Source organism: Paenibacillus sp. FSL H8-0260, assembly GCF_045040625.1.
Lineage (GTDB): Bacteria > Bacillota > Bacilli > Paenibacillales > Paenibacillaceae > Paenibacillus_AQ > Paenibacillus_AQ odorifer.
This window is the reverse complement of the sequence record NZ_CP150298.1, coordinates 3,397,550-3,418,558: the sequence shown is the minus strand read 5'-3', so window position 1 is coordinate 3,418,558 and position 21,009 is coordinate 3,397,550. Positions and strand designations below refer to the sequence as shown.

General features: G+C 40.1%; 17 protein-coding genes. 5 read left to right on the top strand and 12 right to left on the bottom strand.

What is annotated here, in order from left to right; all coding sequences use genetic code 11:
- Window positions 1–13 precede the first annotated feature (13 nt).
- Window positions 14–1,621, bottom strand: coding sequence for a xylulokinase (locus MHI51_RS15255; RefSeq protein WP_405174023.1), 1,608 nt, complete (start codon window positions 1,619–1,621; stop codon window positions 14–16).
- A 308-nt stretch (window positions 1,622–1,929) separates the two neighbouring features.
- Here MHI51_RS15255 and MHI51_RS15250 point away from each other — a divergent pair, with 308 nt between their 5' ends.
- A complete protein-coding gene (locus MHI51_RS15250) occupies window positions 1,930–3,012 on the top strand; it encodes a GntR family transcriptional regulator (RefSeq protein ID WP_076125610.1) in 1,083 nt (360 codons plus the stop codon).
- 99 nt (window positions 3,013–3,111) lie between these two features.
- Here the strand turns inward: MHI51_RS15250 and MHI51_RS15245 are convergent, their stop codons facing one another.
- From MHI51_RS15245 to MHI51_RS15225, 5 genes are all read right to left on the bottom strand, one after another.
- Window positions 3,112–4,122 (bottom strand): helix-turn-helix transcriptional regulator, encoded by a 1,011-nt coding sequence (locus MHI51_RS15245; protein ID WP_405174022.1) that lies wholly within the window; start codon window positions 4,120–4,122, stop codon window positions 3,112–3,114.
- Window positions 4,123–4,231: 109 nt separating this feature from the next.
- Window positions 4,232–4,825 (bottom strand): chloramphenicol phosphotransferase CPT family protein, encoded by a 594-nt coding sequence (locus MHI51_RS15240; RefSeq protein WP_076125614.1) that lies wholly within the window; start codon window positions 4,823–4,825, stop codon window positions 4,232–4,234.
- 68 nt (window positions 4,826–4,893) lie between these two features.
- On the bottom strand, window positions 4,894–5,883 hold the full coding sequence (locus tag MHI51_RS15235) for an ABC transporter substrate-binding protein (RefSeq protein WP_342410846.1): 990 nt from the start codon (window positions 5,881–5,883) through the stop codon (window positions 4,894–4,896).
- A 130-nt stretch (window positions 5,884–6,013) separates the two neighbouring features.
- A complete protein-coding gene (locus MHI51_RS15230) occupies window positions 6,014–6,988 on the bottom strand; it encodes an AraC family transcriptional regulator (RefSeq protein WP_076125617.1) in 975 nt (324 codons plus the stop codon).
- A 292-nt stretch (window positions 6,989–7,280) separates the two neighbouring features.
- Window positions 7,281–7,982 (bottom strand): hypothetical protein, encoded by a 702-nt coding sequence (locus MHI51_RS15225; protein WP_405174021.1) that lies wholly within the window; start codon window positions 7,980–7,982, stop codon window positions 7,281–7,283.
- A gap of 149 nt (window positions 7,983–8,131) precedes the next feature.
- On the opposite strand from MHI51_RS15225, the gene MHI51_RS15220 reads away from it, so the two are divergent.
- On the top strand, window positions 8,132–8,911 hold the full coding sequence (locus MHI51_RS15220; protein WP_076303799.1) for a GNAT family N-acetyltransferase: 780 nt from the start codon (window positions 8,132–8,134) through the stop codon (window positions 8,909–8,911).
- A 70-nt stretch (window positions 8,912–8,981) separates the two neighbouring features.
- On the opposite strand, the gene dhaK is transcribed toward MHI51_RS15220, so the two are convergent.
- On the bottom strand, window positions 8,982–10,742 hold the full coding sequence (gene dhaK / locus MHI51_RS15215; RefSeq protein ID WP_405174020.1) for a dihydroxyacetone kinase subunit DhaK: 1,761 nt from the start codon (window positions 10,740–10,742) through the stop codon (window positions 8,982–8,984).
- Window position 10,743: 1 nt separating this feature from the next.
- On the bottom strand, window positions 10,744–11,880 hold the full coding sequence (locus MHI51_RS15210) for a glycerol dehydrogenase (protein ID WP_076217597.1): 1,137 nt from the start codon (window positions 11,878–11,880) through the stop codon (window positions 10,744–10,746).
- A gap of 203 nt (window positions 11,881–12,083) precedes the next feature.
- On the opposite strand from MHI51_RS15210, the gene MHI51_RS15205 reads away from it, so the two are divergent.
- The gene (locus MHI51_RS15205; RefSeq protein WP_076125624.1) at window positions 12,084–13,142 is read left to right on the top strand and encodes a PocR ligand-binding domain-containing protein; all 1,059 of its coding nucleotides are present in this window, start codon (window positions 12,084–12,086) and stop codon (window positions 13,140–13,142) included.
- Window positions 13,143–13,166: 24 nt separating this feature from the next.
- Here MHI51_RS15205 and MHI51_RS15200 read toward each other — a convergent pair whose 3' ends face one another.
- The 3 genes from MHI51_RS15200 to MHI51_RS15190 form a co-directional block, all read right to left on the bottom strand.
- Window positions 13,167–14,093: a VanZ family protein gene (locus tag MHI51_RS15200; RefSeq protein ID WP_076217595.1), complete on the bottom strand. Its 927-nt coding sequence runs from the start codon at window positions 14,091–14,093 to the stop codon at window positions 13,167–13,169.
- Window positions 14,094–14,251: 158 nt separating this feature from the next.
- Window positions 14,252–16,210 carry an RICIN domain-containing protein gene (locus tag MHI51_RS15195; protein WP_405174019.1) on the bottom strand — a complete coding sequence of 653 codons (1,959 nt, stop codon included), beginning with the start codon at window positions 16,208–16,210 and terminating at the stop codon, window positions 14,252–14,254.
- A gap of 229 nt (window positions 16,211–16,439) precedes the next feature.
- Window positions 16,440–16,844, bottom strand: coding sequence for a MerR family transcriptional regulator (locus MHI51_RS15190; protein WP_076217593.1), 405 nt, complete (start codon window positions 16,842–16,844; stop codon window positions 16,440–16,442).
- 169 nt (window positions 16,845–17,013) lie between these two features.
- Here MHI51_RS15190 and MHI51_RS15185 point away from each other — a divergent pair, with 169 nt between their 5' ends.
- Window positions 17,014–17,334, top strand: coding sequence for a carboxymuconolactone decarboxylase family protein (locus MHI51_RS15185; RefSeq protein WP_076276521.1), 321 nt, complete (start codon window positions 17,014–17,016; stop codon window positions 17,332–17,334).
- Between the two features lie 18 nt (window positions 17,335–17,352).
- Complete coding sequence (locus MHI51_RS15180; protein ID WP_076217591.1) at window positions 17,353–17,748, top strand: cupin domain-containing protein; 396 nt, start codon at window positions 17,353–17,355, stop codon at window positions 17,746–17,748.
- Window positions 17,749–17,816: 68 nt separating this feature from the next.
- Here the strand turns inward: MHI51_RS15180 and MHI51_RS15175 are convergent, their stop codons facing one another.
- Window positions 17,817–20,981, bottom strand: a complete 3,165-nt coding sequence (locus MHI51_RS15175; protein ID WP_405174018.1) for an ATP-binding cassette domain-containing protein — start codon at window positions 20,979–20,981, stop codon at window positions 17,817–17,819.
- Window positions 20,982–21,009: the final 28 nt, after the last annotated feature.

Here is a 21,009-nt window from a genome sequence, read left to right as displayed (position 1 = left end):
GGTCCCTCCATTTTCAGACTAAATTATCAACAGCGGTTTGCTCAATCGCCAGACCTTTTTTATAACGTTCGATAAAGGTTTCAAAACCTTTAATGTCGGTTGCATCGGGATGAATTTCTTCTCCCTTTACATCTTTGAACACTTTTTGATCGAGGAAGTCTTCCAAGCTTTCTTCCTGATTTTTGTTCATCATGTAGGAGGCAAGAATAGCCATTCCCCATGCGCCGCCTTCTCCAGCTGTCGACATTACGGAAACAGGAACATTCAGTGAAGCTGCCATCATTCTTTGGCCAACAACCGGAGTCTTAAATATACCGCCGTGTCCTAAAATACTATCTATGGCTACATTCTCTTCTTTCGTCAAAATGTCCATTCCAATTTTCAAAGCACCAAAGGCGCTGAACAAATGTGTACGCATAAAGTTAGCCAGATTAAATTTGCTCTCAGGCGAACGTACAAATAACGGACGACCTTCTTCTAACCCCGTAATGTTCTCACCCGAGAAATAACCGTAACTGAGCAATCCACCGGCATCTGGGTCTGCTTCCAAAGCTTTATTCAGCAGTACGCTGTACAATTTGTCAGCTTCGGCTTTTTGTCCCATCGCTTCATAGAATTCACGGAATAATCCGAGCCAGGCATTAAGGTCACTTGAACAGTTATTAGCATGAACCATACCTACTGGACTTCCGTCTGGCGTAGTCACCATATCGATTTCCGGATAAACCTTGGAAAGCTCTTTTTCCAATACGATCATGGCAAAAACAGAGGTTCCTACGGAGACATTCCCGGTACGTTTTCTTACACTATTGGTAGCAACCATACCGGTTCCTGCATCCCCTTCTGGAGGACTAAGCGGAATCCCAGCTTGTAATTGCAATGATGGATCCAGAATTTTGGCTCCTGCTTCGGTTAATAGACCTGCTTGCTCGCCGGCAACATACACCTTAGGAAGAAGGTCGCTGGTCTTCAGCGAATAACCTTTGCCAGCAATAAGCTCATCAAACTGTTGTATCATAGATTCATTATAATTTCCTATGGATTCATCAATCGGGAACATACCTGAAGCATCCCCAACACCAAGTGCTTTGTTGCCGGTCAATAACCAATGAATGTATCCTGCTAACGTCGTAACAAACCGAATCTGCGGCACATGTTCTTCTTTGTTTAAGATCGCCTGATAAAGATGAGCAATACTCCATCGTTCAGGGATATTGAATTTAAATACATCGGTCAGTTCTTTGGCTGCCTTCCCCGTTGTTGCATTACGCCAAGTCCGGAACGGAACGAGCAATTGATCCTGTTCGTCAAAAGCCATATATCCATGCATCATTGCAGAAAACCCGATTGAACCAACGGTTTGGAGGGTGATTCCGTAATTTTGTTGAACTTCTTGCTTCATCTCACGATAAGCATCTTGTAGACCTTTGATAATATCTTCTAGGCTGTACGTCCAAAAGCCGTCTTTCAATTGATTTTCCCATTCATAACTTCCAGAAGCGATCGTTTGAAAACTATGATCAATAAGTACTGCTTTAATACGCGTGGATCCAAATTCAATCCCTAGCGAAGTTTCTCCCTTATTGATTGCTTCTCCGATGCTTAATCGATTCGATATCACGTTGGTCACCTCTCTGACAGCGCTTTTTTAATATAAAAGAATTCGCTTTCTTAATTGACAGCTTTAGTATAAATTTTTGTACGTACATTTGTCAATAAAATAGTTATATATACATACAAATATGGCGATGATAATAATTTCGCGCCCTACTTAGTTTGTTTATGATGATCTATGGGTACGAAATATTTACATTTTTTCATAAAAAAAGAGCCCCTTTATATTTAATTCGTAGTCATGCTATAATTTGTACATACAACTTAACGAAATGTACGAATTATAAAGCGAACAAGTATGGAAAGAGGAATTACATGAAACCAAAGTATCAAGTGATTATAGAGGATATAAAAAGCAAGATCCTTTCAGGAGATTACAATGTAGGCGAACAAATTCCTACGGAGTCTGCCTTGCAGTCCTTGTACGAGGTTAGCAGACAGACTGTCAGAAAAGCCATTTTAGAGCTATCCAACGAAGGATTCCTCCGCAGCGAAAAAGGTTCTGGCACTTATGTCAGCAACCAATATCGCACAAAGACCGGCGGGAGTTCCCATAAGAAGACGATCGGTGTAATTACGACCTATATCTCTGACTATATCTTCCCTTCTATTATCCGGGGGATTGAAAGCCGAATGAATGAGGATAACTATTCACTACTATTGGCTAGTACCAATAACGATGTTGCGCAAGAAAAAAAAGCTCTCGAAATGATGTTGTCCTACGGCGTAGATGGTTTAATTATTGAACCTACGAAAAGTAATCTGTATAATCCCAATATTGCGTATTATCTGTCGTTTAAGGAGCAAGATATTCCACTCATTATGATTAATGCTTTTTATGAGGAAATAGAGCTCCCCTTCCTTTGTCTTGACGATGTGCAGTCCAGTTATCTGGCAACAAAAGAATTGATCTCCAAAGGCCACTCTCAAATTGGACTTATCGCAAAAATGGATGATTTACAAGGCAAATATCGAATGAAGGGTTATATCAAAGCCCTCGAAGAAGCTAAATTGCGGTTTTATCCAGAGCAAATATTTTCGTTCAACACCGAGACCAAACAAACCTTAGCTACGAACTTGAAGGATTTCCTAAATAAAAATAGAGATACCCTCTCTGCGATTGTCTGCTACAACGACGAGGTTGGTCTGGAAGTGGTCAATGCTTGCAGACAGCTAGACATTTCTATACCAGAGGAATTATCAATTATTGGCCAGGACAACTCCTATATTGCCCAAAATGCAAACATCAAACTGACCACTTTAACACATCCCCAAGAAACTATGGGCCGTGATGCAGCGGATTGGGTCATTAAAAAATTACAAGGAAAAAAGGATCTTCCCAACAATACTTATTATCAACCTGTGTTAATTGAAGGAGAAACAGTAGTCGAGAGATAGAATAAATTCTGAGGGATTTTGCGTTCCTCTTCATATGTAAATGTAATAACCCACCAGTCGTGACTGGTGGGTTATTTGCAACTGTCATCTCCGTATTCTTTAAAGGTTCGATTCGTGTTTTGAAGTCAACAGTACAGAAGAAGCAAACTGTTTCACAAGCTTGCCGGGATTGATCCCGTATTTCTCCCGAAACACCTCTGAGAAGTGACTTGAGTTGGAATAACCTACAGCACAGGATGTCTCATTAACGTTCAAATTACCTTGCTGCAATAGGTGTAGAGCCTTCTCCAACCTTATATCCCGCAAATAGCCAAATACAGTTGTTCCGAACATTTCTTTAAAGCCTGATTTTAATTTGTTATCATTCATTCCAATCAATCGGGAGAGCTCCAACAGGCTTGGCGGATCTATCATCCGTTGCAACATGATGTCCCGGGCTTCACTAATTTTTGTCATGTCGCTTTTCGACAGCTTTGTTGTCCCAGAAGTACCCTCTGTTAGAATCGATTGAAAGCCCAACGACAAAAGCTCTAATGTACTACATTCGATCTCCAGATTTTTGGTGCTGCGGTTTTGAAGCGCTGCCAGCATTCGTTCAAGCACGATAGCAGTAGACGGCTGCATCGTTTCCTGGAATACACGAAAAGACGCTTGGCCAAGAATGCGGTCAAAATCAGCGGATCTCCCACCCCCGCCTTCTTCCATGAAGTGATGAAAAGTCGAAACAGGAATACCTATGCCTAACATAAGATAATATTCATTCCCCTGAAACTCAAATTGAGAGCCAACTTCATTCATGAGTTGTAGCGTACAGCTTCCCGGAACAAACTCATACTGGACACCATCTACAGAGACTTCTCTTTTCCCTTGTAAACAATAATTAAGTTCAACCATTGCTGTTTTGGTTACCAAAGGCATGCTGTAATCCTGGCGAAAGGTAAAATCGGATACCACCACATTGATATCAAAGCGTGGGACGAATCGACGAACGAACCCTTCTCCCCTTTGCGAATGTAGTGCCATGTGCTCTGTACGATCTCTATTCTGCCGCGGCAGCTCAAGCCCATCGAAAAAAAGATTGAAATTGTGATGATAATCTATTCCAGTCATTGCTACCGCTCTCCGTTCAAGTTTTATAATATTGAGAATAATTCTCATTATTATAAAGGATCCTCTCTTTTTTGACCCGCTTGAATATGGTGTTATCTGGATACGCCATCTAGGAAACACTAACATTTCTTTTACTTAATTTCTTAAATACCGAGTATTCCTTATTGGACTTAATAAAACTTAATATCTTTGCGGCACATTCTATTGAATTCATCTCTTCCGTATTTACTTCGAGGTCATATTCATCAAAGCAATATACTTTGCTAAACTGTGAAGCTGCTAGTCCAATCTTTCTATCTCCTCTTGTTTGCTCTCTTCTTATGAGTTCTTCTTTCGAGCATATTACACCTATAAATAACGTAGGCTGATCGAAAAATTGATCAAGAAACACATTAAACCTCTTATCATTGTCGATTACGGTATCTACTATTACATTAAAACCCATTTCTATTAACAATTTAATTGTCGAGCGGTACACTGAGAATATGGAATCATCTAATATTTGGGAAACGACTTGATGATCTATTTCTCTTGGAGGTTCATCTGGAAATTTATTATTAATAAAATCATTGTAATTATTAAAAAAATCATCAATTGATAAATGATAAAAAGGAATCTCTTTCTGTTTTATCAGTTCAGTCGATATGGAGGTCTTTCCGGAACTTGAAGTTCCATTTAGAAAAACTAATATCCCTTGCTTCAATTTAATCATCCCTTCAAATAATAATCATTGCAACTCAGAGAATATTCGAGAAAAGATTAAATTATCCTTTACTGTTTGATATGTTCCTTGATTTGTTCGGCTATTTGCTCCAACAATGCTTCTTTTCCTAAAGCAAAGAAAGCCTCATTATAATTTTGTCTGCTTGTCATGCGATATATATTATTCGATTTTGCAGCTTTCAGATTACTCCAGACCTTGCTTTGGTCAAGAACATTCTGGTCATTATCGGATAATAAAATGATATGGTCTGGATTAAAGGTAGACAGTGCTTCTAGACTTGTCACTTTCCCTCCCCATGGATCTGGCTCCGGTGTACCTGGCGCGAGGGGTAATCCTAGATCATTAAAAATCATATCCGCAATACCTGTGCGGGAATAGATGCGTATTTCTTTCTCTGTAGCTTCGATTACCGCAAACGTCTCTTCCTTGGTTATCTCAGTGATTTGATCATGTAGTAGTAGAGCACGTTGATCATAGACCTTCAACCACGTTTCCATTTCCGCTTTCTTATCAAGTACCTCCGCAACAAATGCAAATCGCTCTCTAAAAGCGTTAAAGCCATAAGGCACCCTCACTGTTGGAGCAATCATATTTAGTTGATCATAGATTTTTTCTTGGGTAGGTCCTGCCAGTATCAAATCAGGGCTTGCTGCAATGATCGCTTCTAAGTTGACTTCCGTCTGAAACCATCCAGCGGGAGTTACATCAGGCAGTTCTTTTTTGAGAATAGGAGTGATTTCTAATGAATTAGCCATATCCGTATTCCCAGTAATAACAGGTTTATATCCAAGCACCAGAAGTTCTTCCGTTGAGCCGGATACATCGGCAATTCTAACCGGATTCACCGGTATTACAACATCTCCTTTAGCATCCTTGAGGGTACGTGTTTCGGTCGAATTAGTAGCGACGGGTTCTGAATTTACCGCAGGTTGAGAATTTTCTACCTTAGCCTCCTGACCTGAATTCCCACACCCGTACAGAATCACCATCATGATTAAGGCGATTCCGACAAAAGAGATTCGTTTTAAACTGAACATTTTTTCCAACCCTCTCCAATCTATTGATAATCATTCTCACTTCTAGCAAGTCCGATCATACACTCTGCTAATAGGATAGAACTACCGGCAGAGGGATTGAATAACGGTTTGGCGGATATTTATTTAATTTTTATCGTTTTTTAATTACTTCTGAAGGATTAATTCCATACTGCTTCCGAAAAGCTTCGGCAAAATGACTAAAGTTGTTGTAACCTACCATCGTCGCCGTTTGGCTGACACTAATTTCCCCGGTACTTATGATTTCCCATGCTTTTTCTAAACGTTTGTTCCGTAAATATGCAAATACAGTTGTTCCGTACTCTTCCTTAAATCCAACTTTTAATTTGTATTCGTTAATGCCTGCCAGCTTGGACAATTCGATTAGCGATGGTGGGTTTGCCATGTGGTCAAGGATGATATCCCTGGCTTTCCGAATGTTTTCTCGGTCACTACGTGATAAATGCAAACTACGTTTAGTATGTTTCTGCTCAAAAAGAAAAGCGTCAAAATATACAGAAAGGAGTTCTAATGCCTTCCCCTCTACGTACAACCGGCGCATGGAGGTATGATATGGACAGTCTCTCAATTGAACCAATAATCGGGTGGTTTCTGGAAGAATAGGCATACGGAACATTCGAAAAGCACGTGAATCTAACAGCCCGGATAAGCTGCGAGCATGTGAAGAGCCTTGATCCGCCATCCATGAATCGAATAGTGTAACCGGTACACCTATGGACAATAAACGGATAGGTTCAGCACTGCGATAGTGAAATTCCGCTTGGAAATCCTGCATGAACTGCAATGAACAACTATCGGGCATTAACTCATGGCTGGTATCTGTTACATGAACTTCCCCGCTTCCCTGCAGACAAAAGCTTAACTCAATCATCGCCGCTTCGGATTGAACCCGAACTAGGCGATCATCAGCAAAACGGTAATCACTATCAACAATTTCGATCCCGGAGGGTGTGATCACTCTATCGACGTATCCTTGGGTACTGGATTGTGCAAAATGTTTCCTCTCTGTAGTGCCCCTCATAGACGGAGCCTCAAACAAAGCATCGAAATACCCGTTATAGATGTTATGAATAGATGAACTTGTCATTCTGTTATACACTCAGCAGGTAAGCTGCACTCCGTAATCCCAATATTATGTTTTATCATGAGCAGATCACCTTTTCTCTTCTATTAAATGATAACAATTATCATTTAGATCATTATATGCGAGATATTAGATAACCTGCAATGTACAGTTTTTAAGGATCTCTTATCTCCGCCTCCTCAGTAAAGCGGTAGCACTTCTTGTGTCAGCCTTATAAAGAGATCGCTGAGTTAGGTTGCATATAAAATACAAATAACCCCTCATCCTAAGGGATAAGGGGAAGTTATGATATCATCTAATTTTTAATTAATTCTACTTCCTTCATTGGAGCCTTTGTCTTACGGAGCATCATCCAGATCCCCCCCAGACAAAATAAAACACTACATCCCATGCCAAACAACGCGCTGGCGTTTAATGCCTGAGGTGAGCCTTTCATTGTAAGCACAGCCATTTGAGTGACAACAATGGAGACTAAGGCATCAGTAAAGCTAATCATTTTTAATGTTGATATAATGGGATTTTTGAGATGACGGTTAACAATATTTCCATGAATGGCAAAACCAAGTTTTGTAAAAGCGATCAGTGCTACCAGATATACAATGTAACCTTCATAAACCAAAGCGTCTCCGACTAGATAAATCCGCAGGCAGACCAACAGATATGAAACCCCTAGAAGACAAAGAAAAACACCGCCACGCTTATAAACATAAAGCTCCATGGAATACCTTTGCTGTGCTGAACTGACTTTTTTAGCTAATGTATATTTATGAAGCACCTGTCCTTTGGCTATACAAAGGATCAGATAATAAAGTGCATTTGTGATGAACCATCCGGACAATAGATATAACCCAAGAATTAACTTGCCTATACCAATAAAAGCATCGATGACTAAGGAAACAGCGTTGAACATGGCGGTTCGATCTTGCGGATTTCCGAAGTACCGAACTAAGATTGCCTTAATATATATCATCCTTTCAAGAAAACCTTCATATCTCATTTTATGTTTCTAAGGGGACAATAGTATCATACTTGACTCAACCCAGCAATAAAGCAATTAAAGTTCTGATTTATGATATATTAGAAAAGGTTGTGCAAATTCGGCAAGAGGAAATAGCAACAGCAATTGTTAATGGAGGCAGGTCGTATATGTATAGAAAATTAACAGCAGCAGAGTTAGATTTTATATTAAGCTCGATTAATAAGGAACAGCATTTTTTATATTATTCATACCTTACTTTTCGCAGACAAAACACAGTGCATTACGGTCAGTATTCTGACCAGGGCGAGTTGCTTGGAGTATTAGCCTTTTTAAGTGGCCTTCCGTTTAATGCTTTTTCTGTATATCCAGTTCAGCAATCCTTTTGTCTCAGCTCAATGTTGGCGTTCATGAAAGATGAATTACATCTACATAACCATGCGGTAGGTAGCTTTATTATTAACGAACAAGAGCTGCAGGTCTTTGCTTCTCAGCTTGAGTTCTACAGCCCTCCCAAAAAATTGCTTCTTATGAAACATATTCATGAAGATGTTCTACCAACAGCGGACAAGCATGTTATGCACTTAGGACCTGCTCATTTCCAGCGAATTGAAGCAAAGATGAACGAGCTGCAAACCATGGCTTTTTCAAAAGAAGAATTACAGAATCCGTTCTATGGTGTGATGGCACAAGACGAGCTGATTGCTGTAGGAGGATACCATATATATAGTGAGGATTACGTTGAACTAGGAAATATCGGAACAGATGTGGCCTGGAGAAGAAATGGTTATGGTAAAAAAGTCTGTGCAGAGCTAACACGCCAAGGACATGCCATTTCAGCTAACGTATATTTGAATGTTTTTGAGGAGAATGTAGGAGCCATTTCTCTATATCAATCGCTGGGATATGAACTCATTTGCCAACAATACATCGTTGAATTTATGATTTAAATTAAAAACGTACTGCAGCTAATGCAGTACGTTTTTTTAAATTTTTAGGTGATACGCCAGTTAACCTTGTTTATTTCATTGCTTTTTCCAGCTCTGTGAAAATAACCCCCAGCGCATGAGCACCCGCATCTGGATAACCGATGCTGCGTTTCCCTACTGTACCGGCTCTTCCCATACGGGCAACGATTTCTATAGTATTTTTAGAACCTTTGACAGCTGCTTCCGCTGCTTTATTTGCCGCCACTTTGATATCGTCGCCTTGTTCTGCACTTTGGGTCCAGGCATCTGCGAACGGTACAAGCGCATCAATCAATGTCTTGTCTCCGACGACAGCCCCTCTGCCAAAAGATCTTTCACCCGTATCTTGAATCCCTTTGACAACAGCCTGCATCATATCAGCAAACTCCTGAATGGTCAGCTCTTCCTTCTGCTGAACATTTTTACTCGCTGCGCGGAAGCCTGATCCCCAGATCGGTCCGGATGCTCCGCCGCAATATTCCATAATGACCATGGAGCAGGCGTCAAGGAACTCACCGATATTAGTGAGATGATGAGCTAAAATATCTTCCCACTCGACTTTCAGCTGTTTAAAGCCCTTAGCTACACTCATCCCGAAATCGCCGTCTCCAGCGTGGGAGTCAAGCTCACAGAACGGAACTTCATTCTCGATAATAACCTGGCTCATTTGATCGAGCAGATAGACGATATTTTGCAAAGTAAACCGATTGTTCTTAATCACCGCTGAAGCAGCATCCGTATTATTCTTAAAGGATACATTGCTGTCTGCTTTCTCTTCTTGGATTACTTCAGTATATTTCACAGGCTCAAAAGGGCCTTTAATCGACAAGGCTGGTGTATCACAAGGCGCAGATAACCATTTTTTCAGTGTCTCATCCAGCTTCATTATCGTCACCGATGCACCTGCCATGTCAATGCTGGTCATGTAGTTACCAACAAACACTTTAAACACTTGTTTGTTCTTAGCGGTTAATTCGCGGATAACAGAATTGTTCAGCAAATATAACTCTTGCAGCGGGGTGCCGCCAAAACCATTAATTAATACGGCTACTTCCCCCTGCTTCTGATCATTCATTTGGAAGTTGTCTAACAAAGAAGTAACCATTCGCTGTGCTAATTCATCTGCGGGTACAATTTTCTCCCTGCGTATTCCGGGTTCTCCATGGATGCCAACCCCATATTCCATTTCGTTCTCTTCAATATGAAATGTCGGAGTACCTTTGGCAGGCACGGTACAAGAGGTATAGGCGAAGCCTATGCTGCGCACATGATCAATTGCATGTTGCGCCGCTTCTTTCACCTCCGCTAAGGATAATCCAGCTTCTGCTGCTGCTCCGGCTACCTTATGAACAAGCACTGTTCCGGCTACGCCTCTTCTTCCGACTGTATAAAGGCTGTCTTCAACGGCAATGTCGTCGTCTACTTTGACATAATCCACTTCGATACCGTCTTCAGTTGCTAGATGGGCCGCATTTTTAAAGTTCATGATGTCACCGCTATAATTCTTGATAATAAGCAGCGAACCTTTGGTGCTTGCTGTGCGGCGAATCGCTTGATAAACCTGAATTTGGGATGGAGAAGCAAACACATCACCGCATACAGCTGCATCCAGCATCCCGGTTCCTACAAACCCGGCATGAGCCGGCTCATGCCCGCTTCCGCCACCACTGATCAGGGTAACTTTATCTTGATTGATCTCTTTCTTAGAAATCACTTTGAATTTAGGATCGAAATCCAGCTCGGGATGCGCCAAGACAAGCCCGTTACACATTTCCCTAACCAGAGTCTCCGGCTTGTTTATTATTTTTTTCATCTTAAAGCTCCTTAATTGATTTATATTGACGGCCTAATTGATCGGCTGCCATAATTGCTGATGCAACCGCATCCTCCGTAATTGGGAACGGCATCGAATGGATAGATTCCTCAGCAATGCAAGCTTTTTTAGCAACCTCAAGCAGTTCCTCATAGGTTACATGCTCAACACCAATATCCGCTAAGCATACTGGGAGGCCAATCGAAAGACAGAAGTCCAACACTTCTTTTAATTCAGTCCGGTCTGCATTTTCAAGAACCAATTGAGCAATCGTGCTGAAGGCAACCTTTTCACCATGATAATAATGATGAGTTCCTTCCAAAGCAGTTAACCCATTATGAATCGCATGAATCGCTGCCAAACCACCACTTTCAAACCCAAGACCCGATAAAAGAATATTCGTCTCAATTATATTCTCCAAAGCTGGGGTTACGATATTCAGATCGCAAGCTTGCTTCGCCTTGAATCCATTCTCAAGCAATGTCTCATAGCAGAGCTTCGCAAGTCCCAACGCTGTTACTGTTCCTTTAGCTTCACCGCAAACCCCTTCACGAACTCCGCAAGGTAGACCTGCATTCACATTGGAGTAAGAATTTGCAGTAGCTCTTGCTTCAAAATAGGTTGAAAGTGCATCTCCCATACCTGCCACAAGAAATCTTGTAGGTGCATTGGCAATAACTGTTGTATCAATCATGACTACACTCGGGCTTTGCTTGAAATAAGCATAATCATCGAATTCACCTTCCGGAGTATAGAGCACCGCTGAGTGGCTTGTCGGAGCATCAGTTGCTGCTATCGTTGGAACGATAATCAGCGCTTCTCCTTCAGCTACACATTTTGCCGTATCAATCGCCTTACCTCCACCCAAGCCAATCGTACATGCACATTGATGTTCTTTGGCTAGCGCTTGTAATCTGGCGACTTCTTGTCTTGAGCATTCCCCGTGGAAGCCACTTTCAACAAGAGTTATATTAAATTTCTGTTTAGTTGACTCCAGTTTGTCTTTCACACGTGTTACATCATCTGGATGGGCAATTAACAAAGCAGAATCACCAAATGTTTTTACGAAGTAACCTAAGTTCAATAATTCATTCTCACCTTGTACATATTTCGTCGGACTGATAAATGCTCTTCTCATTTTTCGTTCCTCCTCAGTTGTTTATAGTTATCATTATAGATTGCTCTAATTTAAGAAACATGAAACAATAAAAGCTTATTAAAGCGTTTTCTTATCGTATTTTTTTGTCATAATCGTGAAAAATCGAACTTTCATGTCATTATGTTGAATTATTCTGTATAATGTTCATTAAGATTCTATAACTTACATAGGAGAATTTTGTGATGTCAAAATCCCGGTTCAATCTAGAAGAAATTATTGATTTGAAGAAATGGGAAAAGCTCCAGGATTCCTTATCTCTTGTAACCAAAATGGCTATTCTTACTGTTGATTACAAGGGTGTTCCTGTGACCAAGCACAGCTATTGCCAGCCATTCTGTCAAGGTGTGCGCCAGGACTCCCATCTCTCTCAATATTGTCAAAAATGTGATGCCCGCGCTGGGATTGAAGCGGTTCGCCAGAACAAACCGTTTATTTATTTATGTCATTTCAATATTATAGATATCGCGATTCCGATCATTATAGATAATCAATATCTAGGTGCAATTATGGCCGGACAGCTCAAGCTTCGTGAACCTGACGTGCCACAACTGGAGCAAATTGTCTCTCGCCCTCCGAATGTGGAGACGAACATGAAATTTAAAGCACTCAAAGAGGATTACCAGGCACTGCCTGTTTTATCCTACGATGAAGTAACAAAGTGTGTTGAGCTGCTGCTGCAGTTAAGTACCTATATCGTGGAGGAAGCCATTCAAAAGCATACTACTGTGGATTTGTACAAAAAGGTTCTGACCACCAATATAGAAGCACCCGCTTCTGCTGAAGCAATGGACGAGTCAGACCGTACGTACCGAAAAATCCAATCCATACAGCAGGAGTTATCCGGGGCCTTGATCGAGACCAAATTAAAGAATGGTGTACAAAAGTTCGTCTCAGTAAATTCTGTGCTTCAGCCTGCTTTTAATTACATTTATGCTCACAAAAATGAGAATTTCAGCCTCAAAGAGATGGCTAAGCTTTGTCATATCAGCCCCAGTTATTTCAGCCGTATTTTCACTAAAGAAACTGGAGAGAATTTCTCCATCTTCATTGCCAGACTCAAGATTGAATGGGCTAAGCAACTGCTGGAATCCACGGATTCCCCGATCAATCAAGTCAGTGATGATTTGGGCTTTTGCGACACGGGATATTTCATTAAAACCTTCAAAAAATACGAGAACCTCACCCCGGCTGTATATCGGAATATGTATATGAGGCGATCAGCAAAAGAAACCCTCCGTTAATAAAATTAACGAAGGGTTAGTTCCTCATTCCCACCAATGCTTCATTTCACTGAATCCTACATCCCATAACTTCACATTCCCTTTAAGGATAAAGGTTATTTCTTTTACGGTAACTAATGCCGTATTGTTGAGTTCAGCTTGGGAACTATATTGTTCACTGGATTGAAGGATCATGTTACCATCAGCTATAATCATTAGTTCACTGCTAGAATTTTCATTTTGCGGGAATCCAAAGCTGAAATATAACCATACCTCTTTTTTATCACCCAAAGTATAGGTGTATTTTTTAATATCTTCACCTTCACTGCTGTACAAATTCATTTTTGGTATTATATTTTTACCTGCGATAGTGAAACTGGGAAGATTATGCGTGGTAGGCATGCTTCCCGTAAGCTTTTCCAACGTTTGTAATCCCTGCACGGGTCTTTCACTTTTCTTCAGAGTTAAATCAATGATCTCAGAGATTCCCATGATTCCTACCAATAGCACAACAACAGATAATGCCGAAGTAAAAAGTGATCTCCTGGTGATTTCCGGGGAAAATCCAATCTTATATGCACAAAATCCGATCATTGCCCCTAACGTATTGGAGATGACATCGGCTACATCAAAGCAACCCAAAAAAGTTAAAGCTTGAAGACTTTCCAGCACAAAAATTGTTAAGATAAACAAACAAATAAACTTCTTAAAATGTGTACGATACAGCAAAGGAAATAATACGCCAAAAGGAATAAAAGCAGCGATGTTCCCAAAGTCATAAAACCAAGAAAAGGATAGGTCAAAGAGATCAGGAAAAAGAAGCGGAACACTTTCTGGAATCAACATAAACGTATATTCATACTGGCTTGTTGCATGCTCTACTCTATTGAAAGCAAAAAACAAAAAATATAAGATCAACAGTGTATACAAAATAGTTCCTATAATAAGAATCTTTCGTAATTTCACTCCCATAATAACTTCACAATTCCCTCCATATGTCGATGGAAATAGTATATCTCTCCAAAGTGACATTCCCGTGACACTGAAGGTGACGATTTAGTCATTCAAAGCTTATATCGACAAAAAGTCATCACCCTTAATTTAAGGTCGATGACTTTTGGTTACATAAATTATCTATTCGAGACTAGTTTCCAGTGCTGGCCAGCAGAACCTGTATTATTTGTTTGAATAATATTTGCTCCCTCTGTCGTCGAACCCTGATCTACTGCCAGAGCTTTTCCACTATTACGATTAATAATATTGTAAAAATCACCTGAGGACTCCAAAGTCCACTGCTGGTCATTCGATCCGTTATCATTCCATTGTACACTTTGAGCACCGTTAGCTAATGAACCTCCTAAAATGCCCAGGTTTTTACGACTATTAGTATTGACCAGCTTCGTATAGCCATCAGCTGTGCTGACTACAAACCAATTTTGGTCATGGGAAGAAATTCCGCTGGTCCACTGAACCGCCTTCCCTCCATCCGCCATCGAACCTTGATAGATACCCAACACTTTACCACTGTTCTCATTAACTAATCGATAACTGTCCACCATAATATATCCTTCATCTGGAACCAACTCCCACAGCTGATCAGTGCTGCCTGCATCAGTCTGCTGTATAACTTGGGTACCCTCTTCAGTAGAACCCTGCGCTATACCTAACGTCTGACCACTGTTACGGTTAACAATCTTGTAGTAGTTACCAGAGGCTTGTAAAGTCCACTGCTGGTCATCGGAATGGTTTTCAGTCCATAAAACGGCTTTAGCTCCTTCTGTTGTTGATCCTTCTAATATTCCGGCGACCTTTCCACTTTTTGCATTCACAATGGATTTGTAACCGTTAGGAGCATAACCACTTTCCGCTGTGGAAATGAGCCAATATTGATCCAAAGAATTAGTCCCGCTGCTCCATTGGACGAGCGGATTGCCATTCGCAGTTCCACCTTCCAATACACCTAAAGCCTTCCCACTCTTCACATTAATTAATTTGTAGTAACCTACGGACATATCACCATATTTCACCGTGTTTTTCCCACTAAAAAATCCGGCTTGAGGGATAAATAAGCGGCCATTGCTAAGCGGCAGTAGTTGGCGGTTATACCCTGCATCTACGGGCGGATTATATGGAACCCAGCTTCCGGATGCATCCACTCTAGAAGAGTTGATCAGCACTTCTTTTTTCCCTGCAACGTTTAATACGAGTCTCCCATCTCCCAAAACAGAAATATAGGGACTTCCTCCGTACCCTACAAGAGATCCTACTTCAGTTGGATTCCAGCTCTCAGGATCTGCTGAAATTTTCAAATAATTGGGCACGCCCGGGTATCCGACCATCTCATAGGTCATTGCGTAATTACCATTGCCCAGCTTAGCGATTGTAGGCATTCCTGGACGTAATTTACTGTCTGCAAATGCCACATCAACTACCACAGGTCCCCAGTTCGTACCCTCCAACGTAGTCTGATGAACTAACTTCTGGGCATGGGCAGGATCACGTTCATCTGAATAATAAACAATGAGTTTGTTGTTGTGAACCAAAAAGAAAGGCTCCCAAATGGGATCATAACCAATATCGTTTCGTCCACCTTCAGTAATGGTGCTTACATATGTCCATGTTCTACCTAAATCATTGCTTTTATATAATTCCAACTTGGTAGCTGCTTTGTTGCTTGGCACAGAATTTCCTGCAAGAAGCATAGTACCTGCAGGCATGTTACCTATAGATTGGGGGAGTTCAAACAATTCAGGGCAATTTAACATTCCCCAACCGTTTTGAGTATCCTCCACTTCTCCAACCTGATTCCAAGTGACACCATTGTCAACGCTTTCATAAATAGGGAAAACAGGGGTGGTATTAGAGGTTTGTTCAAATGTAGCATACATTTTATTATTGTTGATGCCACTATATTTAAGCTGGATTGCCCTAGGTGATAAAGCCCCATAGGATGGTGAATCTGCTGGTGGTACATATAAGACATTAGGACCGAAAGCGTTTACAATATCGCCGTCAAAGCTAATCCCTGTGCCAACCACTGTCACTAAAACCAACAAAAAAGACAAAACCTTCCTCAGTTCTCTTCTCAAAAGTAATTTCTCCTTTACTCTGGTTTTTTTAAACGAATACAGCTTCAATATAATTAATAAACGGATAAATGAGAATGTAATATCTCGACCGGATCATGCAATATGATTACACAAATAGACTCTCATCTTCGATTTCAAGTTTTGAAATTAGAAGAGGCAGATGAACAACCTTTGATAATCAAAAGTTGTTCATCTGCCTCTTAACTTGTTAGGAATCTACTTTTTCTTCTTAATGTGATTTCTTTTCATTGTGATAAAGGACGAATTCGTATTTATTCCCCGTTAGTTGATCATTATAAAATACAATTTTACGGTTCAGTATATCTAAGTTTTGTTGCAATGCCTTAATTTCTTGTTCCACTTGTTGCTTACGCTGTTCAAGTAAATTTTTCCGTTCAGGAATTGTCTCGTCCCCCATAGCCCGCCACTCGGTATATTGCTTCAATTCTGCCATCGTCATTCCTGAATCTTTTAAATGAAACAAAAATTGAACCCAACCTATATCCTGATCTGTATATTCGCGTAAATTATTGTCACTTCGATGTGGAGTAAGTAAGCCTTCCAATTCATAATATCTGAGCGTGCTCTTGTTAACACCGACGATTTCTGCAAATTCTCCAATGGAATAAGGCATGATCCCCACCTCCATTTCTAATTTTGTTTCTATTCAAAGGATATACTTAAATTAATAAAAAACCAAATGTCAGAGTATGAATCCATTTTTATGGCTTGCCTTAAAGTGTACTTTAAGGTCTATACTTCATTTTGAAGCAGTTAATCATCGATGAAAGGGATGTTCTTATATGGCTGAAAAACAAACAGCAGGACGAGACTTGTTAGGAGAATTCGCTCCGAAATTTGCTGAACTGAACGATGATATCTTATTCGGTGAAGTGTGGTCAAGAGAGAAAGAATTATCTGCACGTGACCGCAGCATGATTACAGTTTCAGCATTAATATCAGGAGGAAACTTTGAACAATTAACTCCACATCTGCATAAAGCAAAGGCAAACGGAGTCACAAAAGATGAAGTAGCGGAAATCATCACGCACCTTTCGTTTTATGTAGGGTGGCCTAAAGCATGGTCGGCATTTAATATTGCTAAAGAAATTTATAAAAATTAAACGAAAGAGGTTTTTATTATGGCTAATGAGCAACTAAGCAACAGTACTATCTTTCCACTCGGACAAAAGGTTGAAGCTAATTTTATAGGTGATGCATACTTGCAGATGATTTATACTGATGCGACACCTTTGAATGCGCCTATTGGGAACGTAACCTTTGCCCCGGGAGCTCGCAATAACTGGCACTTCCATAAAATCGGACAAGTATTATTAGTTACCGGTGGTGAGGGTTGGTATCAAGAAGAAGGCAAACCAGCTCAATTCCTCCAAAGCGGGGATGTTGTGAATATTCCAGCGAACGTAAAACATTGGCATGGTGCTACAAAAGACAGTTGGTTTGTCCACTTAGCCATTTCACCCGGAGAAACAGAATGGTTAGAACCTGTTGATGGTGAGCTTTATAATCAATTATAAAAAAACGCATCGAGTCTATAGACTCGATGCGTTTCTTTTCTATATCGTCTTTTTGAGAAAACTAAACTTTATTGCTCAAGAAATTGGTAAACTGCCATCATCTCTTGTTTATTCAACTCACGAATACGATTGAAAATTGGAATATCAGCAACAGCTTCAATATTTAAGCTTTCAGAAATAACGTCACTTATTTTACCCGTTAGCCAAGTCTGAACATCTATACCTTCAACGACTTCCTTACGTCCTTCATCATTGATTCCACTCGCATAACAACTCACACAGGGAATAGTTAATTTATATACACCATCATGAAGTCCATCTTCCGAGATAACTTTTTTTCCTTTACAGAATGGACAGGGATGGCTTGCTTTAACCTTATTAATTAAGGTGACGATTTTTTTGTAACCAAACGCTTCATAGACATAAGTCAGCTTTTTATATTTTCCATTAGTGAAATACTTATCTATGATATTTTCTCTTGTTTCGTGGATATTGGCAAAATCACAGATCGTAATCCGGTTTTTCATGCTGATGGTTTCGATACTGCCGCTAATGCTGTCCCAGAATGGCAGGGCATTTTGTAACACCATTTCATATTGCGCAAAACTTCCTAACTCTAGTTCAAGCATTTTTAGAGCGACTTGTGTTTCCCTAGGTAATAGAGAGACCTCTTCTGTCAAAACCATATCGCCGCCCACGATGGCTTTCATTTTTTCTAGTACCTGTAATTCGCCAACAGTGCTAATAACTTGATCAAGGGGCATCCCAATAAGCTCGCGAATATCAGTGTCGCCGTATTTAAGCTTTTTATGATGATTTAATACCGTTCCTTGACAAATTGGACAGGTAATCATTTTTTTGGATGCTTTAATATGCTCTTTAATAATCGATTTCGAGATAACCATATAGTTCCCGATAATGGTATTAAAGCCATCCCAAGTTCTCGAGGCTTTAGCTGCTTTATCATAGAAGGACTTTTCCCAATACCCGTATAAAAAGGTGTGTTTTTCAGCTTCTGTCATCTCATTATAACTTTTGCTAATATCCTGTCCGAGCTCATTCTTTAACTCATCAAAGATGAATTTTATTTTTGGTAATTGATAGAATTTCAGAATCTCCATCGCATCTGGATGTAATGAACCGTCCCAAAAGGGTACGTTCTTGTCCTGAAGAACAATATCAAAGTCAAATTCTTCAATCACACGGCGGCCCTTACAGCTTGGACAATGATTGTCTGATTGATAGAAATCAAAGCTTTTTGTATCCTTATTAGTGGGATGCGCTGCCACAATATGGTTGATCAAGCCACCCATTTCATAAAGGAAAGTAAACTGACTATACAAGTGTCGTTCCAGATCAATGGCGATGACAGGCGCAATCGTATCCGATTCATATTCACCATAAATCAGGCGGGCCATGGAGGATAAGCTTTTTAAGATGCCACCTTTATAGATGTTCTCTGCATTTTTAAAATAGGGGATCTGACTTTCTTTTAAATAGTCAGTTCCATTTTGTAGCTGGAGTGTTGAAGAAATGTGCGCAGGTGCCACACTATCAGCAGGATTTTGTTGACGATAATAATCATCATGACTGAGAACATCAAGATGCTCCACAGGTGCAAGCTGTCTTTTGCCAAAATCAACGATAAAATCAGAGTTCTCTAACATATAAGAATTATGTTCAATCATGATTATGGAGACAGATTCATCCTGCAGAATGTCCCTAATGCTGTCAATGAATTGATTTAAAATATTTTGTGATAAACCTTTGGAAGGCTCGTCAAAAATAAAAAGTGTATGTGGATTTCTTGAGCCCGCAAACAGCTCAGAAACTAAATGGACACATTGAAATTCACCCGTGGATAAGGACTGTGTTTTCCGCTCCAACGTCAAATAACCAAGTCCAAGCTTGATCAATAAGCTTAGTCTTTTATGAGCAATGTCCTCATTTGGCAGTTCAACAATAATATCTTCAATCGAGCGCTCAAAAATATCATCAATATCCTCACTGTACTTTGTGAGTTTCCTTTTAATATCAAGAAAAGTGGCAACGGTCGAGCGACTGGTAATCGACTGATTTCGATCTTGCCCTACGATCACCAGCTTATCTTTGGAATAACGCTTTAGAAAATCTTTGACCATACATTCATTAACCAGTGTAGATTTACCACATCCGGACTCACCTGTAAAAGTTACCAGTCTATTTTGAGGAATCTGAATTTGGGCCATTTGAATATTACGACAATAAAGATCATGAAATTGATAATATTCTGCAGGTGCTGCCTGATTTAGTTCTCTATTGATGGGCTCAGGACGTGGTGATTCTTCAACAATTTTCCCGCCATATTTGCCACTGCCAGGTCCAAAGAACAAGTGTTTATCCGCTGTGTCCAGCACCGTGTCAGAATGGTCAATGAGCCAAATTTGATTTTTATATCCCAACTGTTTAATCTCCGCTAAAATCTTCAATAGGGTTTGGTGATCGAGACCCACGGAGATTTCATCAATGATAATCACGGTATTTTCACTTGTTGCCATGAATTCTGCCAGGTAAAGTCGTGTTAATTCTCCGCCTGATAATGTACCCATAATACGATTTAATGTTAAATAACCAATATTCATATTGATTATATTTTTCAGAATTTGTTGTTTACCTTCACTTATTTTTAGAATATCTGCCTGTGATAAAATGGTCTCTATACTTAAGTCGTTTAGATCAGAAATACTCTTTGCTTGATCCAATAATTCAATTTTATATTGTTCAGCTGCTTGATTATAGCGTTTCCCCTGACACTTTTTACACTCGACATTTTTTGTAGTTCCACGACCCTTACAATCAGGACACCAACCCAACTCATTATTAAATGAAAAAACCTCTGGAGAGAGATTATATTGTTCAGCAAGAGTGACACGGATTTCAGTAAACACACCTGTATGTGTGCCAATGGTTGACCGAGGATTTGAAGATATGGATGATCTACCAAGAAAAAGAACAAGTGGCATTGCTTCCATTTTGATCGCACTGAAATTAGTCTCCATAATATTGGGGAATAAATACTGGTATTCAGCTTTTGGCAGTAAGGAAACGAGACGTTTTTTTGATTCTTCCCCAATCGTTTGACAAAAAGTTGTTTTACCAGATCCAGACAAACCAGCAATTCCTAACGACTCATCAACTGGCAGTACCGTTTCTAATCTGTTAATATTGTTCGCAATTAATTGATTTATTTTCATAGTAAGCTCATCTCATCTCCATTCTCTT

Bases quoted from the DNA above. Each gene is read 5' to 3' on its own strand.
- MHI51_RS15250 (WP_076125610.1), top strand. From the start codon at position 1,930: ATGAAACCAAAGTATCAAGTGATTATAGAGGATATAAAAAGCAAGATC.
- MHI51_RS15245 (WP_405174022.1), bottom strand. From the start codon at position 4,122: ATGACTGGAATAGATTATCATCACAATTTCAATCTTTTTTTCGATGGG.
- MHI51_RS15235 (WP_342410846.1), bottom strand. From the start codon at position 5,883: ATGTTCAGTTTAAAACGAATCTCTTTTGTCGGAATCGCCTTAATCATG.
- MHI51_RS15230 (WP_076125617.1), bottom strand. From the start codon at position 6,988: ATGACAAGTTCATCTATTCATAACATCTATAACGGGTATTTCGATGCT.
- MHI51_RS15225 (WP_405174021.1), bottom strand. From the start codon at position 7,982: ATGAGATATGAAGGTTTTCTTGAAAGGATGATATATATTAAGGCAATC.
- MHI51_RS15220 (WP_076303799.1), top strand. From the start codon at position 8,132: ATGTATAGAAAATTAACAGCAGCAGAGTTAGATTTTATATTAAGCTCG.
- dhaK (WP_405174020.1), bottom strand. From the start codon at position 10,742: ATGAAAAAAATAATAAACAAGCCGGAGACTCTGGTTAGGGAAATGTGT.
- MHI51_RS15210 (WP_076217597.1), bottom strand. From the start codon at position 11,880: ATGAGAAGAGCATTTATCAGTCCGACGAAATATGTACAAGGTGAGAAT.
- MHI51_RS15205 (WP_076125624.1), top strand. From the start codon at position 12,084: ATGTCAAAATCCCGGTTCAATCTAGAAGAAATTATTGATTTGAAGAAA.
- MHI51_RS15200 (WP_076217595.1), bottom strand. From the start codon at position 14,093: ATGGGAGTGAAATTACGAAAGATTCTTATTATAGGAACTATTTTGTAT.
- MHI51_RS15190 (WP_076217593.1), bottom strand. From the start codon at position 16,844: ATGCCTTATTCCATTGGAGAATTTGCAGAAATCGTCGGTGTTAACAAG.
- MHI51_RS15185 (WP_076276521.1), top strand. From the start codon at position 17,014: ATGGCTGAAAAACAAACAGCAGGACGAGACTTGTTAGGAGAATTCGCT.
- MHI51_RS15180 (WP_076217591.1), top strand. From the start codon at position 17,353: ATGGCTAATGAGCAACTAAGCAACAGTACTATCTTTCCACTCGGACAA.
- MHI51_RS15175 (WP_405174018.1), bottom strand. From the start codon at position 20,981: ATGAAAATAAATCAATTAATTGCGAACAATATTAACAGATTAGAAACG.